Source organism: Acinetobacter sp. YH01005, from assembly GCF_013420465.1.
GTDB lineage: Bacteria > Pseudomonadota > Gammaproteobacteria > Pseudomonadales > Moraxellaceae > Acinetobacter > Acinetobacter amyesii.
The window spans coordinates 30459-46537 of record NZ_VOYA01000021.1; the positions used below are offsets into that span (position 1 = coordinate 30459).

Here is a 16079-nt window from a genome sequence, read left to right on the forward strand (position 1 = left end):
ATTTCAAATGATTATTGAATTACCATATCGTCAAAGGCCGCTGACTCACCTGCTTCAGCCTGACGTAAAATACGTTTTGCTTGACCATTACTCGGGGAAGCAGACAATACTTCTCGAGCCAAAGATTTAGCCAAACCGTAGTTATTCGCATTTAATGCACGCTCTGCACGACTGAGCTGAGAATCAAAACGTGCTTCATTTTGACGCCGTGCCGCTTCTTCAGCTTTTTGACGCTCTTTTTCTAAAGCTTGTTGACGTTCTCTTTGTGCTTGTTCAACTTGTCGTTGAGCCTGTTCTGCTTGACGTTGTAGTTCTACTCGTTCACGTTCTGCTTGTGCTAAACGCTGTGCTTGCTCAACCTGATGATTGGTATTTTGTTGAGGTATGTTTTGAATAGCATCTTGTACAGCCTCACTTTCTAATGGAACTTCCTCTACTTCTTGTTCTTGCTGAAGATTATATTCTTCAATCATCGATTCAATTTGTGGCAGCAACTCTACGCCCCCCACAAGTTCTGAATCAAGCTCTAATGCAGCAAGCAATGTCTGATGTGCTAGCTCCAAGTTCCCAGCTTGTAAATATTCTTTCGCTAAAGTGAGCTTTTCTTTTGCAGAAGTTGCTTGTGCTTCAGCAGATACAACCAATTGAACAAAACTTGCATTGGTTTTACATTCTTCTTGATTAAGTTTAATAATACTCAACGCACGCATTGGCATCTTTTCGCTCAATAAACTACTAACTTCTGCATTTACATTTTCACATGAATCTACCAAAGGCTCTTCATCTACAGAAATCGCTTGATCTGTATCCTTATTACCACTAAACATAATGACAATACCAATAAAAAATACGGCAAAAGAAATCGCGATATATTTAAAAATAGAGTTTTTGGGCTGTGGTGAATCTAAAGGTGTTTGCTGATTCATGCTTTTTGATGGTAAAGGACTTTCAACACTTGCCACAGATGACGTCTGTTCAAAATACTCATCTGGTTCATTGTCTTGAATTAATAAATCTTTTTGAGACTTTAGTTTATATTGTTCTGAGCTTAAAAATTCATTTGGGATTCTTGCTAAATGTTTTAAACGGACAAAAACACCTTCTTCCTTTTTAAAAGCATATCGATCATAAGTCCGCATTAACTCAAGAGATGCACCTACGACAATGATCCCGACTAATTCTTTACCCTTTTTCGTAATATGTTTGACCACAACCGATGTATCAGCAGCCTCATTATTTTGAGCTTCACTTAGTGTTTCACTAACCGTCGATTCTGGTAAGTCACTGACTATTTCTTGTGGAATAGTCGATGTTTCTTCTGGCTCTACAGGCAGAGTTTGAGCTTGAACGCTTTGTGCAACACTACAAAAAGGACAAAACTTTACTTTGAGCTGTAGCTCCTGCTTACATCCAATACAAGCTGTATATTCTTGCTGCTTAACCATTTCATTTAACCTATTACTTCTTTTTGTGTTGAGCATGAGCAGTATTGCCCTCCTTCGAGAACAATACTGCGATGGGCATTATTGTAAAATTGGCGGCATGCCTGGAATTGGTGGTGGCACAGGCATTGCAAGCTCAGGGCATTGGGCAATTGCGATCCAATTAGCTAAACCTTCACGCCATACCATCGTTGCAGTGTTAATTTGTTGCTGCTGCAACATTTCAACCACTTTAGAATGTGAGTATGGTCCAAAGTTTTGCCCATTAATCGCTATATGATATTGATACTGAGGTTGCTGCAGAATGGGTGGTGGCATCGCGCCTGGAGGTGGCGGTGGAGTCATGCCAGGCATTGCAAAAGTCTCTATTGGCGAAACTACTTCTGCCACACTTTTTTTCACAAGAAGTTGTTCATGTGTTTGTAAGATACTTGGTGACATATTCATCACCCATTTCAGACGTCGACCTTTATTTGGCTCACGAATTTCATCCTGATATGCATCCTCGTCCGAATCTTTGAGCACTTCAGCCCATTTTTCCATTTCTTCGCGATATTCAGTTAACTCGTATGCACGATCAATAAGGTCCTGAGGAATTTCCTTACGTTGAGCAAGTTCAAGTAGCTCTCGCTTCAATTCTTTTGCAATTGCACATGCAAAACCGACATGTTCAACTTGTGCACCCGTTTCATTTTGAACAAGACGTGGGGTATAGACTTCACGCTCATAATGATCAACCAATGCAATTAACATGGTTAAATTCGCATCACTGAGTGACTTAAATTTGTGTTGAACTTGATCATAAATATTATCGCGATAGGTCTGAGGCAAACCATTTAAACGGAAGCCACGCTCATTTCCTAAACGACGTACATCACCACGTGCAACCGCAAATTCATATTGACCACTTGGTATCAAGCCTGGAACATCACAACGTTTTAAGACGCCCAACATCACTGCTTTCAAGTAACACTTAAAGTCATCCGCTAAATTATTTAATTCATCAGGTGTAGGCGCATATGGATGTTTAAAGCGTGTTGAATCGATATGTGTATGTAATGGTGTTCTTTCACTCTCTTTACGATAGCTCGTACGCCACGTCTCAATACCACGTAAAATGGTCAGTGGAATACCTGAAAGCTCTACATAACACACTGCACGACCAGGTTCACCTGTTTCCACAATCGACAATGCTTGTGCATTTAAGCCTAGACCGCTCGGAATAGCTCCCGTCAATTCATGTTTATATTTTTTACTGAATTGATCTGCACCATTTACACCAATAAAACATTTGAAACGGTCTGGTGGTGGTGTGAAATCACCTCCCATTTTAGCGTCGACCCAAGGCATGGCACGCTGTAGCCACTCGGTAAAGACATTTTGACGCTCCACTACACTCATATTTTCAAGTGCTTTGTAAAGTGGATCTTCCTCTTGATCATTCTGTTCAAAAGCAACCAAACGGCGTTCTGCCATACGAATGATTTTGATCAATAATGGTGTTTGCTGATCTGGATCAACAAGAACTTTAAAGAGCTCTTTTGAACCGCCGAAGTCTTTAAATGCTTCTGCTGCCCATTCACAGAGTAAACGAGGATCAATATTCCGTTCTTTTACATCTTCAGTTTCGATAATTTGCAAAGTGGCGTGCTTGGTACGAATTTGTTGATGAATTACTTCACGATCATGATCAAGACGGTTCATCATATCGATAACTGACTCTTGACCATTTTGTAGATCACCCATCACCCCATTCCAAATAGTGCGACCGCTTTCATCTACCCCTAAACTGTTACCTAACCAGCTTGAGATATCTTGCATCAGCTCAATCGCTTCTAAAGCAGCTTTGGCACGTAGATGGAAGGAAAGTACATTAGCAATATCTTTACGTAAATTATCTAATACTGAACGCGCTTGTTCTTCTTTATTGCCACCACTAAAGATACTCAGTAGACCTCTACCTTTGGTCTCTTCCAAATCTTTTAGTTGCTTTTCATACTCATAGGTCAACAAAGCGTCTTTAATTGCAGTATAACGATTTGCTGAATTTTTCAGTTGTAATGCAATCCCAGAGTTCGCATTTTCAATACGATCTTTAATTTGCTCAACTAAAGAAATCACATATTCAAAACCGCCTTGCTCATGATTATCTAAATACAGATATAAACGACTTTCGATATCTTTCTTGAGACTTTCAAAGAGTGCTTTACGACGGCGCATGACACGATCTTCAGCAGTATCTGCCATCGCATCTGGATTACGAATCACATCACGCATTAAACCTTGCATCGCTTTCCGGACTTCATTTGCCCACTGATCACGATCAATATTACTGATTTCACTAATGCGTTGACTGACACGCTGACGGGTTTCTTCAGCAATATCCACTTCCACGCCGTTCTGTCCTGAACGAAGTAAAGTATCTACAACTTCTAAATCCATGAATTCTGTATTGAGTTCACGAATTTCTGGATTTTTCAGTGTTGTAGCAGAAAATTCAGGAAGATTGTTGAATGGCACTAGACTAAGATTCATGTTCTCAGCCATGAATGTATCACGCTTTTTTTCACTCGCACGGTTTGTAGCAGGATTGGCACTTGCGACACCGAAGAATGCTTTCAGCATATCGGAAGCCAAACTATAGGCATACTCATCATAGCGCGCTCGACCAAGCGTATCTAAAGTTGCTTGCCCAAATGCTGAATAAGCACATGAATAGTTTAGTTTCATGTCACCGAAACGACCTGTCGGTACAGGTGGCGCAAACATATGAATTTTATGCTGCCGTTGGTTGACTGCAACTGAACGTTTACGATTGGCGAAGTCAGCAGAACGGTAGTCCTCAAATAATGTGTCCGCAATCATCGAATACACATCATTCATATTGTCTGTATGTTGACGAGCTAAGTTACCGGAATCAATCAGATGCACTTCATCATAAGGCTTAGAGGCAAGCTGAGGACGATCATAATCATCCCATTTTTCCACATACTTCGAATGACCCACCATCGCAGATTCAACTTCCATCAATGCCGCATAAGCATTGGCTTCAGTACGTGCCTTGTTTGCACTTGAATAGCCTGTAGGCAAAAATAGCATCAATTCAACATCAGCTGCTTCAACTTCATTACTTGCCACCCACTTAGATAACCAGCCCATATCCAAGAATGAACCTGAGCCTGTACCACCAGCAACAGAACCTAATACCACGATACGGAATTTACTGGTATCGAGTTGAAGATTGAGCTTACGCAGCATGTCATCACGAGACAGGCCTGCTTTTAAAGTATTTAACTTTGATCGAATTTTATCACGTGTTTTTGGATATTTATCAAAGAAATATAGACGTGAAACAGAACGAATCTGACCTGCACCTTTGGCAGGATCAATCCCTAATTCACGAATTTTTTTAGGAGTTAACGGCAACCAATTTTGAATATGCGGATAACGACTTAATGATGCATCATCACGGCTATATTTTTCGATATCAAAAGATTCAACAATCTTTTCATCATCGGTAAATTTCACCAAGTTGTATTGCAAATCTTCAGTTTGTGCACGACCACTATCAATAATTGCACCTTGATCTAAGTCAAAGTGCATGAATTGCGCGATGGGGAATTGTGATAAGTTTTCTAAGCGAACATTATCACTGCCCCAACTTGCATTGAGAATACGACGACGCACACGCATCATCACTTCCATACCTGTACCACCCACACCAATGTAAAGGGTTGGTCGGAGTTTTACCGTCTGCTCTGCAGATTTGGTAGCCGTGTTTGTATTGACACTTTGTGCGTCTGTCATATTGATCTCTCTAATTCTTTTTAATGTTATTAATTAAGCACGGCTTGTTGTAAAGGTCAGTACACCACTCACCAAAGCAACCACACCCAATGGACCTAAGATCAGTAAAGATAAAAATTTAACTGGATTCACTGCAGCCAACACTGCCCCAATAGCCACAGCTGCAAGGAAGATAAATAACCACCATCCCGCCATACTTGCTTTGCTCGGAGAAATACGTTTTTTCACCAAACTATTGCTGAAACCACGTTTTGCAAAAAAGAAGGCAATTAAAAGTACTGCGATAATTGCACCTGCAATCATCAAATCACGTGAACCTGTTTCTTCTTGTATTGTCGGTACACTGACTTCTTGTACAGTCTGCGCAACACCACTTGCTTCATTTTGTGTTTGCTCATCTGCTGTTGGTAATACAAAACCGTTATTTGCATTTGACTCTGACATATATCCCCCTGGATGTTTTTTTAGATTAATCTTTGATATTTAACGAAGTGTTACACTAAATTCTTTATCGATTACATGTACGGATGCATCCGAAATACCACGTTTCACAATGGCAATTTCTTTACCTGCTTCTCCATACACGCTCATTTTTGAAAATGGTTTTAATTGGATTGTCTGTTTCTTTAACCCATTCACCCAAACATCATATTTTTTACGTTTAGAACCAAGTGCCAAAGCCAAAAGACTCAGCACAATAGCCAATAAGAGTCCAGTGATCATGACCACGACAGGCCATAATGGATATTGCAAGCGGAATTGAACAGGAATAGTTGCCGTAGAAGATTGAATGCTTTGTGGTGCAACAAAAACATCAGACAAAGGATCCCCAGGAAATAAAGACTGAAGATTCTGTTTAAACTCTTCCGATAAACTTAATTTTTGCTCATACAGCGTCACGTCAATATTTGCAGGAATCGTAACTGCCTTACCCATTGCCTTAAACACTTCCCAAGACCATGGGGACACAATTAAATGCGAAGGAATTGGCACCTGAAACTCGAGCTTGGTATTATCCTTAGTCATCAAACGGATATCCGTTTCAGAAATCTGAATCGGTGCTTGCATTCCATTTGCTAATCTTAATTTTGCTTCAACACGAGTTGCTGCAATATTGTAAGGATAAAATTTGTTTTTCAGATCTGCTGTGAGTTTTAACTCAGGAATGACATCTTTAGGCTCTAAATTAAAGACCAAAGTTTTCTGATCTGCTGCCAAAGAGGCCTGAATCGTTGATGAGTTTTTTACACCTGTCGGAATGAGCTGAACAGGTTCTTTATCTAAAGGCTTTAATAATGCAGGCTGTTGGGTAAACACTTTTTCCATCTGACCTGATTTTACCAAATGGTTTAACTCAGCTTCTGCCTGCTCACCATAAGCCAATACATAAACCATTAGTCCTGATGCATTAAAATGTGTCCCTTGTACAGGCATTCTTAATGGATAAGCCATTACTTTATTTATAGCTGGATCTAAGTGAACTAACTCATAAAACTCTTTATTGCGTTCAGCCGTTGCCTCATCATTATTAGGACTATTTTTATTGTTAGTAAAAATCCAGATAATGCCTGACTTTTTCGCAAATGGACCTGTAATCGTGGCAACGACAGCTTCTTTAAAATCTGTGTCTGCATAGGCTTTATCAGATTTTTTGGCAATCCCCTGTTGGCTGAGTTGCTGACTGACATTTTGTTTACCTGCCCCTTGATAAATCAACACAGGTGATTGGGCAGTTGTGTTACTTTGGTTAAACATGGAAACCGCAACCGTATCATTGGGCTGCGTTACCGTTTGAACCACTGCATTAACCAGCGGTTTTAATTGAGAGTTTTGATCCTGGTAAAATGGCTCCATCCAACCAGAGTTTTGGACTAAAAATGCATGCTGACCCGCACAAGTGAGCGTTGAAGCTAAACTCACAGCAACCATTAAACCAATGTGTTTCATGCAACCAACTCCCAACCTAAGATGTCATTTAAGCTCGGGTTATAGAAATACAAAACATTCTGATGAATAAAAAATTTTGAATGTAATGGCTTTTCTACTTGAACACGATGAAAATCAATTAGCCCATCATGTGTATCTATAAATAATTTAATGTCTTGCTTTGTGTCATCTGCAAGTTTTTGTTCAATACCGATATTGGTATCTGTATCGAAGCTGAATCCTAAAATTAACTCTTTTTTCTCATCTTCAATCATTGGAACTGTAAAACGATGAGTTGATTCGACTACACTTGCTTCTTTCCAAATATCTTGTTTGATTTCCAATTTACCATCTAGGCCGAACTTTGATATACCTGTGGTAAAACGGAATGATGGCGTTTTTTCGAGTTGGTCTTCAGAATCTAATTCGATATAACATAAAGGACCTTTTTCATTACTTTGAGTTTTACCAAATTGATAAAAACTCCCTTTTTGATCATCATACGGTGCACCAAAACGGAAATCAGGCGTGTAGCTTGGTAGCCACATTTTATAGACGATATTGAGTGCTTCATCATCAGAGATTTTATATTTTAAAATCAATTGCCCTGACGTACCGACCCAAATAATACGTCTAGTGTCATAAACAACTTTTTCAAAATAAATTTCAGAGGTTTGTTCATTCAACAAAATCTCTATCTGATTCGTGACATCAAAAATTTTAACCTGATCATCAATTAAAATTGGTATTAAAATCTTTTTATTCCAATAAACCGGTGTACCTAAACATGGACTATTAAGTGGGGTGATATACTCAGCACGATAGGTCAATGACAAACCTTCAATGGTGACTCGTGCTAAACCTGCTTTGGTTGGAATATATAAGCACTGAATACCAGCATCATTTACAACGCCTAAAAGTTGCAAATATTCTTCCAATTTTTCTGGACAACGCTCTAAACGACGTTCAACTGCTTTTAATTCCAACCATTCCTGATTGTCTTGACTCCAAATCAAGAGATTGCCATTAACTTTATTGTATGCCACGAGTTGAGGAATATCTGTACTGGCTTTGATCGACACAAATTCAAAAATACCTCTTGGTGGCATTTTTATTTTCTGTTCTGTATCAGCATCAATCTGTGGCTCATTCTTTAATTTTTTAAGTTGATGACTTAACTGTAAGCCATGGCTATCCATGTATTGACGATTATCATCATAATGTCGTCCCTGTCCATAAGGCGGAAGCCAATATGCTTCTGAATCAACCTGCTTTTTTTCTAAAGGGGTACCTGTTTCGGGATCGTATAAAAACTCAGGTGGATACACTTTTCCAGCCAAAGTTGGCAAGTTCAGCATCTGCTGAACAAAGTGAGGATTCACATGATTTTCAACATTTGAATTTGGCGTACTTTTTAAAATATAACCCACTGTCTCATCTCGCATCCAAGTACCAGATGCTAAGTTCCACACTGTCTTATCGTGATCATGAACCAAGACACACCCCATATTTTGAATTTCTTTTGCAACATTCTAGACATTTTTTTTCACTTTCAAACCATTTATTTGATTTTTTTTTAATAAAATTAAATACTTAAGTTAAACTTAACAATAATTAAATATTTTTTAACAATTTTTAAACAAATGAGATTTACTCCTTATCCAATTGTCGCATTTGCAATTTAGTCTAAATGATCTTAATTTTAGTGTGAAAGTGGTGGTGGCAGTTGAACTGGAGCTTTTACATTCTGAAATACATAGAGTTTTTTATTTAATTTTACCCATGCATTACCCACAAAATAAAATGGGAATTAAAAGCACATCCAAATTACAAACTTTCAATAAATTTTAAAAAACCTATTAACCCATTCTTATTACTGAAGTTCACACCTATCCCATATTCTGTCTGATTATCTTCGCACTCAGATTGCCTACATTTAGGAAATTGGACAAATGCAGAATTCATATTCCCTTTTTCCTCAAAATTGAATACTACATTTTCCACTTTTTGCAGATCTTCTTTGAGTTCAACAAGTGCTGGATGGATCATCAATCTAGATGGCTCTGGGGTAATTTTTTTCGTATCCATTAACCGCTTAACATATAGATAATGCCCATTTTTCAACTTAAATTCGTATGCATATTTACGAGTAGTTGTTTGTTCACAGCCCAAATCACTCATAATCTGATAAATTTCTTTACAGCTTAAATAGGTCATTTTTTCTTATTCGAAATTTAATTTAAAAATCAGTAAGCAATTGATCTTTCAATAGTGCTTTACGTTGCTTCCAATCTGGTACATGCACATCCATTAAAGCTTTAAACTCGTCATTATGGGTACGAACCAATAAGTGGACTAACTCATGTACCACAATATATTCTAAGCACTCATAAGGTTTCTTTGCCAACTCAAGATTAAATAAGGTTCTAGCAGCACCTGTATTACAACTTCCCCATTTCGTTTTCATCTTGCGGATACCATAAGCATTCAATTTAACGTGTAGCCTTTTTTGCCATTCAACCAGCAAATCATCTAATGCTGTCTTTAACTCGATACGGTAAAATGCTTCTATAACTTTACGACGATTATCCTCTGTGGCATTAGGGCTTACATAAAGGTCTAGCCATTTTCCATGCTTTTGAATAACATGCTTTCCATTACGCTCTATCACATTCAAGCGGTAGTGCTTACCCCATAAATAGTGACTTTCACCACTTATCATTTCACGCTTAGATTGCCTTCTCTGCTCCTTAAAATCAGCCTGTTGTTTTTTTATCCATGCTAAACGCCCAATAATTGCCATTCGCACTGATTTTTCAGACATACTTAAAGGTGCAGAAACACGTACATCCCCCAATGGAGGATGTACGGTAATATTTAAATTTTTCACATCTTTACGATGAATTTCTATATCAATAGAACCTATTTTTAGCGTTTCGCTCAATGGTATTCCTGATGTTGTTTAGCCAACTCTATGTACGCTATTAAAACATCCCTGTCTCGGGTTCCCAAGGCTTGACTAAGTTCTCTAAGCAAAATCTTTTCTTTTGCATGATCACCAACCCATGCCGCCAACTTATTAGACTGAATTGTTTGATCAATTTTTAAGGTAAGCTCCACATCCTTACCAAAGTTGTCATATAGCGCTTGTTTACCAACAGTATTCATTTCTTTTGGATAATTGCTTCTACCTGTAGGTTGAGTCACTTTTTGAGCGACTTCACGAATCTTTTCTAAATACTCTTTATACTCAATTGCTTTTTGACGTCTCATTTCAATAAGTTCATCAAGCAATACCGACATCTGATCATAATACGCAGGATTTACGGGATTCTCCTCTACAATTTTTTTCCTGACGTTGTTTTCTATTGCTTCCGCCATCGATTCAGGATTTCTACGAATACTTTCGGGGATACCCTTAAAGTCACTATCTTCTCGTAAAATCAAATCAATTAAACCTAACTCTTCAAATTTAACGACTTCCTCACTGCTTTCAGCTTCAATATACATATCCAGTAGTTGACGCATCGCTGGCTCGTACACTTTCATGTCTACAGCATCACCACTATAAGCTTTAATTTCCTTACTCAGATTTTCATAAAACTTAACATCTTGCTCTATCGAGGCTATCTCAGCATCTGTATAACCCGCTTCAACCATCTCACTTGCAACATTGGCATAACTACGTAAAAGTTTATTAATCGCCTTATAAAAGCTTAAACGCAGAGCTTCTTTCTCTTTAATTTCATCAGAATTTAAACCTGATTCTCCACAGAAATAATGCTGAAAGTCTTGGCTCAATCTTGGTGCAGGCACAGGTTCACAAAGTGCTTTTACCATCTCTAAAGCCGTATCTAAATCTAAACGTGCTGCTTTAATACGATCTTTTAAAAGTCCATCTACATCTTCTTTATCATAGCCATCTAAAGCTTCTGAGGTATAGTCTTTAATGGTCTTATCAATAGATTTAAAGAGATCTTTATAATCAATAATATAACCATATTCCTTATCATCAGAATCTAATCGATTGACCCGACAAATCGCTTGGAACAAGTTATGATCTGCCATCGTTTTATCAATATACAAATAAGTCGCTGAAGGCGCATCAAAACCTGTAAGCAATTTATCGACTACAATCAATAGACGCATTTGACCAGGTTCATCAACAAATTTTTTTTTGACTTGTATTTCAAACTCTTCAACCAACCCACCTACTTGATCTGCGGGTTTCTCAAAATAGTCTGCGAGCATTTGTCGATAAATATCATATTTCGCAAGTTTTTCGGTTAAACCAGCACCTGACTCTTCACCTTTAATACTTGCAGCAGTCGGCTGATAACTTGTGACAATCGCTACTTTGCCTTTTAAGTCTGTTTCGTTAAATAGCTTATAAGCAGTACAGGCTTGGTAGACACTCGAACAAACAAGCATCGCATTGCCTCGTCCATCCATCAGGCGTGGACGTGTGTCCATATCCATTAAAATATCGGCAACGATTTGTTCCTGTCTTGAACGGCTTGAAAGCACCTTTTGCATGGTGCCCCACTTTTGCTTAAGTAAAGTTTTACCTAAATCAGAAAGCTTCCGTGTTTTTGCTTCAAACCATTCATCTACTTTTTTAGGGGATTTTACACGCTGATCGATATCTCTTGCTTCATAGCGTATATCGAGTACAACGCCATCTTCGACCGCTTCATTAAACTTATAGGTATGAATATAAGACCCAAACACCTCAATGGATTTTTTCTTATCCTTTTTCATCAATGGCGTACCTGTAAAACCAATAAATAAGGCTTCAGGTAATATCTGCTTCATGGCTTCATGAAGCTTACCAGACTGCGTTCGATGACATTCATCAACAAAAACAAAAAGATCGCCTTTCGCATTAAAGTTGTGAGGCAACGCTCTTTTCATTTCAGCAATAAAATCAGCCGATGACTCTTCATCGTCTTCTTCATCTTCCACATGACGACCAAATTTATGTACCAATGAACAAATCAAGGATGGATTGACTATATTGAGCGTATGAATTAGATCTGCACCACTTTTAGTGCGATAAATTTTTTCCTCAACGCCGCTAAAGACTTTTTCGATTTGTTCATCCAACTCAGTCCTGTCTGTCACGATAAGAACACGGCTATTTGTCACATTTTCACGAATCCACTTGGCTAACCAAACCATGGTCAGACTTTTACCCGAACCCTGGGTATGCCAAATAATACCGCCTTCTCGTTGAGCAATTCGTACTTTTGCAGCTTCAATACCAAAGAACTGATTATGACGACAGGTCTTTTTAACGCCTGCATCAAAAACAATAAGATCATGAATAAGCTGTAAAAACCTTCTTTTATTGCACATCAGGCTTAGATGAAAATCTAACTTGTTTGTGTAGGGATTTTCTAGCTCTTCTTTCCATTCCAGATAGTGTTTTTCTGGAGTTTCAATCGTTCCATAACGTAGACCTTGTGAATCATTACCAGCCATAACCAATTGCATAGTGGTAAAGAAATCACGAATAAAATCTTTCTTTTGGTTATCCAGATTTTGTCGAATTCCTTCAGTTAAGCCAACTGTAGAGCGTTTAAGTTCAATCACACCCAAGGCAATACCGTTGACATAAAGTACAACATCAGGACGCTTCTTATTTTCACCCTGTACAGAGACTTCTTCAGCAATGGCAAAATCATTGGTTTCAGGATTTTCCCAATCAATGAGCCAAATGGTTTGGTTTTGTTCGCCTGCCCCTTCTTTGTCTTTTACACCGTAACGCAATAACTGATAGACATCTTTATTGGAGTAGTAGAGCTTTCGCCCTTCACCTAAAGCTGATGCTGTATCTAATTGTCGAAAAGCTTTTTGAATCAGAACATCACTAATACCACGCTTTTTCAGCCACGCCTTTAAATCGTGCTCACGAATATTTTTATTATTTTCTTCATGTAGATCACCAAGGTAGCGATAATCCAATTCATTTTTAAACAGTTGGATAACACGGTTTTGTGTGACTCTTTCTAATTGCCCAACTTTACTCATTCCCTGCCCCTAATGTTGTATAGTTAAGCGCTAGCTGTATCATTTACTGTAACTTGGTATTGATCTAATCGTTGATCATTAAAACGCCATACATCCAAAGCAAGATCTAGCAGGATGTGCTGACGATCCGTAATTGCTTGTTTTGACCAGTTGTCAAATATATAGTTTTTATCATCTTTAAATCTGTTGATTGCTGTGTTTTTACCGATGTTATATTCATGATCAAGCAGATTCACCGTCAGCAATATTGATTTTTTATACTCATCTTGCTTCTGTTTAAACCAGTTGATTGTAAGATCATTCATCTTATTCATCGCTTGATTAATCACACCTTCGAGTAAAGTCACGTTACCTAACTTATAGATAGTATTGTTATATTCGGCTTTATCTACAAACTCTGCTGGCAATACATCATCTTTTGGTGTTTGTGGGAAAATATGTTCTATTTGCAACTCACCAATTTGTTTAAAGTTGAGTTCAGATAACCCAGCTTGTTTACGTGCCTGATTTTCTAACAAGCCCAAAATAAAACGCTGACGATATTGTGGGTTATAACCGTCGTGACGGATATTTAAAAACTTAAATTTCAGTGTTTCTAAGCGCTCTAGTACATACGGCACAATGGTTTTTTCAACAGCTTGTTGAATTTCTTCGATGGTTTTCTTACCACGGAAGGAGACCACCCAGTTGGCAAATGAGTGTTCATTACTTTTACCTAAAATACCTACTGTATTGGTCACAAAGTAGAAACTTTCGATTTGCTGAGCCAAATAATCAATCGCTGATTTATCCGCATGTTCAGATAATGCCAACAGCATAATTAAATGTTGTCGAGCTTTATATTTGTTAATAAAGCCAATATGCGTCACATGTGGGTAATCGCTGCCATCGCTTAATTTTTTGGTTGCATTGACTAAATCCGCATAGCGCAGTGCCATAGACTCAATTTCTTTGACCAATTCAATTGGATGGGTCTCATATTTCAGAATGGCTTTACCCGCTTTGGTAATAATCCAATTGTAGATATCATCTTCACGCAAAATGCCGTTGTGATAACGTGCCATCATGAAATAACGTAAAAAACGTAGTGGATTTTCATGTTCTCCACAACGTAGTAAAGCCTCATTAATATTTTTCCATTTTTCCTTAATTGTATTAAATTGACTTTCGTTGGCTTGTCTAAACAATAGGTTTTTGACCAAGTCCATGGCATTTAAACTTGCACCACGTTGGTTAATGGTTTCAAAGATTTTGAGTGCACTACCGATATCTTCTGATTCAATGAGCACCAAATCAATTTTGCTCATGAAATAGCGTGCAAATTTGGTTAAAGCAGGCACACCTTTTTGTAAAATATTTTCAAGATAGTTATAAATTTGATTATAAGCAGCACGCATTTTCTGAATAGATGCCGTGTTTTCACCCTCGTATGCTTCTTTTAAAATGAGCTTATCTAGAAAATTTCGACTTTCTTCATATTGAAGTTCAAGACGCAATAAATGCTTTTCAGTATCCAAATCAAAACTATACAATAACTTCTTAACGGTACTTAAATGCTCTTTTTGTATTTCATTTAAGCTTGCTTCTTGAGTTGAGAGTAAATCTCGAATTGCGCACAAGGTCAGTGTAATAGTGGTCAGACGTTGCTGACCATCAATCACATCGTATTTATTCTTGTTTTTAACAATGATAATTGAACCAATGAAATAGCTTTCTTGTTGCTCAGCATTTTCATCGTATTCATTATCTATATCTGTTAAAAACTGCTCGACCTGATCATCTGCTTTCCATACGTATTCACGTTGATAGTCAGGTACGAGAAAAAAATAGTCCTTTAATTTTTCAATCGATTTTACTTGTGCATCAATTTTCATATTTACCCCCAAATATTTTTTAACCGTACTTAAACTAAACGCGTTTTACCCGTTAAAAGCTCTTGCATCATGCCTTGTTTAATAAGTTGCAATTTTTTCAATTTTTGATTTAGCTTTTCTATTTCAAAATCAAAATCATCTAAAATCTGTGAAATACTTTTTTGCTCTGAAAGTTCTATAGGTAAAACTAATTTAAGTTTTTCAAATAAACTTCTTTTGATTCCTTGAGCAGTAGAACCTGTTGCTTGATCTGAAATATACTTTTCAAACTCATTTGACATGAGTACATGAAAAATAAAATGAGGATCAAATTCTTGCTTATTAACTTGTAATAAAATCGTACGTTGGCTCAATATATATTTAGAATGATCTGGTATTAACGCAACATTTCCTAAAGGTGCTTCCATTGTGAAAGCAATATCGTCTTTTTGAGCCTCACCATTACGCATCCATTTTTTATATAATAAGTCTGATCCCAAATAGCATTCTGATGTGTGCTTAAAAAACAGGAGGGTTTAACTTGGTAAACTATACATACTCATTAGGAGTTTACCATGAGCAAGAAACAGAAGACTTACACCGCAGAATTTAAAGCTGAAGCCATAAAAGCCATTGAAGAGAACCAAGGTAATGTATCGGAATCCGCTAGACAACTTGGCATTTCAATGCAAACCCTTTCGAACTGGAATAACAAAGCAAAGGCTGGAACTTTAGCAGGCACAAAACAGTATTCGCCCGATCTAAACGCCTTACTCGAAGAAAATAAGAAGCTTAAACAACAGCTCAAAACAGCTGAAATGGAACGTGAATTTTTAAAAAAGGCAGCAGCGTACTTTGCCAAAGAAAGTCAGTGAGGTACGCCTATATGAAATCGCAAAGCCACTTATTTCCGATTATTTTAATGGCTCGATTACTTCGTGTATCCGTTTCTCGCTTTTATGATTGGCTAAAGCGAGGCATGAGTAAAAGATCAATTCAGCGAAATCAGCAGACAATT

At 37.7% G+C, this 16079-nt stretch carries 10 protein-coding genes and 1 pseudogene; 1 reads left to right on the forward strand and 10 read right to left on the reverse strand.

The window, feature by feature from the left end:
* Positions 1-11: 11 nt before the first annotated feature.
* The 10 genes from FTT72_RS13150 to FTT72_RS13195 all read right to left on the reverse strand — a co-directional run bounded on the left by FTT72_RS13150 (position 12) and on the right by FTT72_RS13195 (position 15561).
* On the reverse strand, positions 12-1445 hold the full coding sequence (locus tag FTT72_RS13150; protein WP_180178524.1) for a hypothetical protein: 1434 nt from the start codon (positions 1443-1445) through the stop codon (positions 12-14).
* A 78-nt stretch (positions 1446-1523) separates the two neighbouring features.
* Positions 1524-5249: a tubulin-like doman-containing protein gene (locus FTT72_RS13155; protein ID WP_180178525.1), complete on the reverse strand. Its 3726-nt coding sequence runs from the start codon at positions 5247-5249 to the stop codon at positions 1524-1526.
* 33 nt (positions 5250-5282) lie between these two features.
* A complete protein-coding gene (locus FTT72_RS13160) occupies positions 5283-5693 on the reverse strand; it encodes a hypothetical protein (RefSeq protein ID WP_180090156.1) in 411 nt (136 codons plus the stop codon).
* Positions 5694-5732: 39 nt separating this feature from the next.
* Positions 5733-7196, reverse strand: a complete 1464-nt coding sequence (locus FTT72_RS13165) for a hypothetical protein (RefSeq protein ID WP_180178526.1) — start codon at positions 7194-7196, stop codon at positions 5733-5735.
* Entirely contained in the window at positions 7193-8671 is a 1479-nt protein-coding gene (locus FTT72_RS13170; RefSeq protein WP_257221069.1) for a hypothetical protein, read from the reverse strand. Before FTT72_RS13170 ends, FTT72_RS13165 begins: the two co-directional genes overlap by 4 nt.
* 331 nt (positions 8672-9002) lie before the next feature.
* Positions 9003-9392 (reverse strand): DUF2002 family protein, encoded by a 390-nt coding sequence (locus FTT72_RS13175; protein WP_180178527.1) that lies wholly within the window; start codon positions 9390-9392, stop codon positions 9003-9005.
* Positions 9393-9414: 22 nt separating this feature from the next.
* Complete coding sequence (locus tag FTT72_RS13180) at positions 9415-10119, reverse strand: M48 family metallopeptidase (RefSeq protein ID WP_180178528.1); 705 nt, start codon at positions 10117-10119, stop codon at positions 9415-9417.
* The gene (locus tag FTT72_RS13185; RefSeq protein ID WP_180178529.1) at positions 10116-13208 is read right to left on the reverse strand and encodes a type I restriction endonuclease subunit R; all 3093 of its coding nucleotides are present in this window, start codon (positions 13206-13208) and stop codon (positions 10116-10118) included. Before FTT72_RS13185 ends, FTT72_RS13180 begins: the two co-directional genes overlap by 4 nt.
* Positions 13209-13231: 23 nt before the next feature.
* Positions 13232-15082 (reverse strand): DUF262 domain-containing protein, encoded by a 1851-nt coding sequence (locus tag FTT72_RS13190; protein WP_180178530.1) that lies wholly within the window; start codon positions 15080-15082, stop codon positions 13232-13234.
* Positions 15083-15111: 29 nt separating this feature from the next.
* Positions 15112-15561 (reverse strand): restriction endonuclease subunit S, encoded by a 450-nt coding sequence (locus FTT72_RS13195; RefSeq protein WP_180178531.1) that lies wholly within the window; start codon positions 15559-15561, stop codon positions 15112-15114.
* Positions 15562-15636: 75 nt separating this feature from the next.
* Here FTT72_RS13195 and FTT72_RS13200 point away from each other — a divergent pair.
* Positions 15637-16079 (forward strand): annotated as a pseudogene (locus tag FTT72_RS13200) (transposase); the annotation flags it as partial.

Bases quoted from the DNA above. Each gene is read 5' to 3' on its own strand.
- FTT72_RS13150 (WP_180178524.1), bottom strand. From the start codon at position 1,445: ATGGTTAAGCAGCAAGAATATACAGCTTGTATTGGATGTAAGCAGGAG.
- FTT72_RS13155 (WP_180178525.1), bottom strand. From the start codon at position 5,249: ATGACAGACGCACAAAGTGTCAATACAAACACGGCTACCAAATCTGCA.
- FTT72_RS13160 (WP_180090156.1), bottom strand. From the start codon at position 5,693: ATGTCAGAGTCAAATGCAAATAACGGTTTTGTATTACCAACAGCAGAT.
- FTT72_RS13165 (WP_180178526.1), bottom strand. From the start codon at position 7,196: ATGAAACACATTGGTTTAATGGTTGCTGTGAGTTTAGCTTCAACGCTC.
- FTT72_RS13175 (WP_180178527.1), bottom strand. From the start codon at position 9,392: ATGACCTATTTAAGCTGTAAAGAAATTTATCAGATTATGAGTGATTTG.
- FTT72_RS13185 (WP_180178529.1), bottom strand. From the start codon at position 13,208: ATGAGTAAAGTTGGGCAATTAGAAAGAGTCACACAAAACCGTGTTATC.
- FTT72_RS13190 (WP_180178530.1), bottom strand. From the start codon at position 15,082: ATGAAAATTGATGCACAAGTAAAATCGATTGAAAAATTAAAGGACTAT.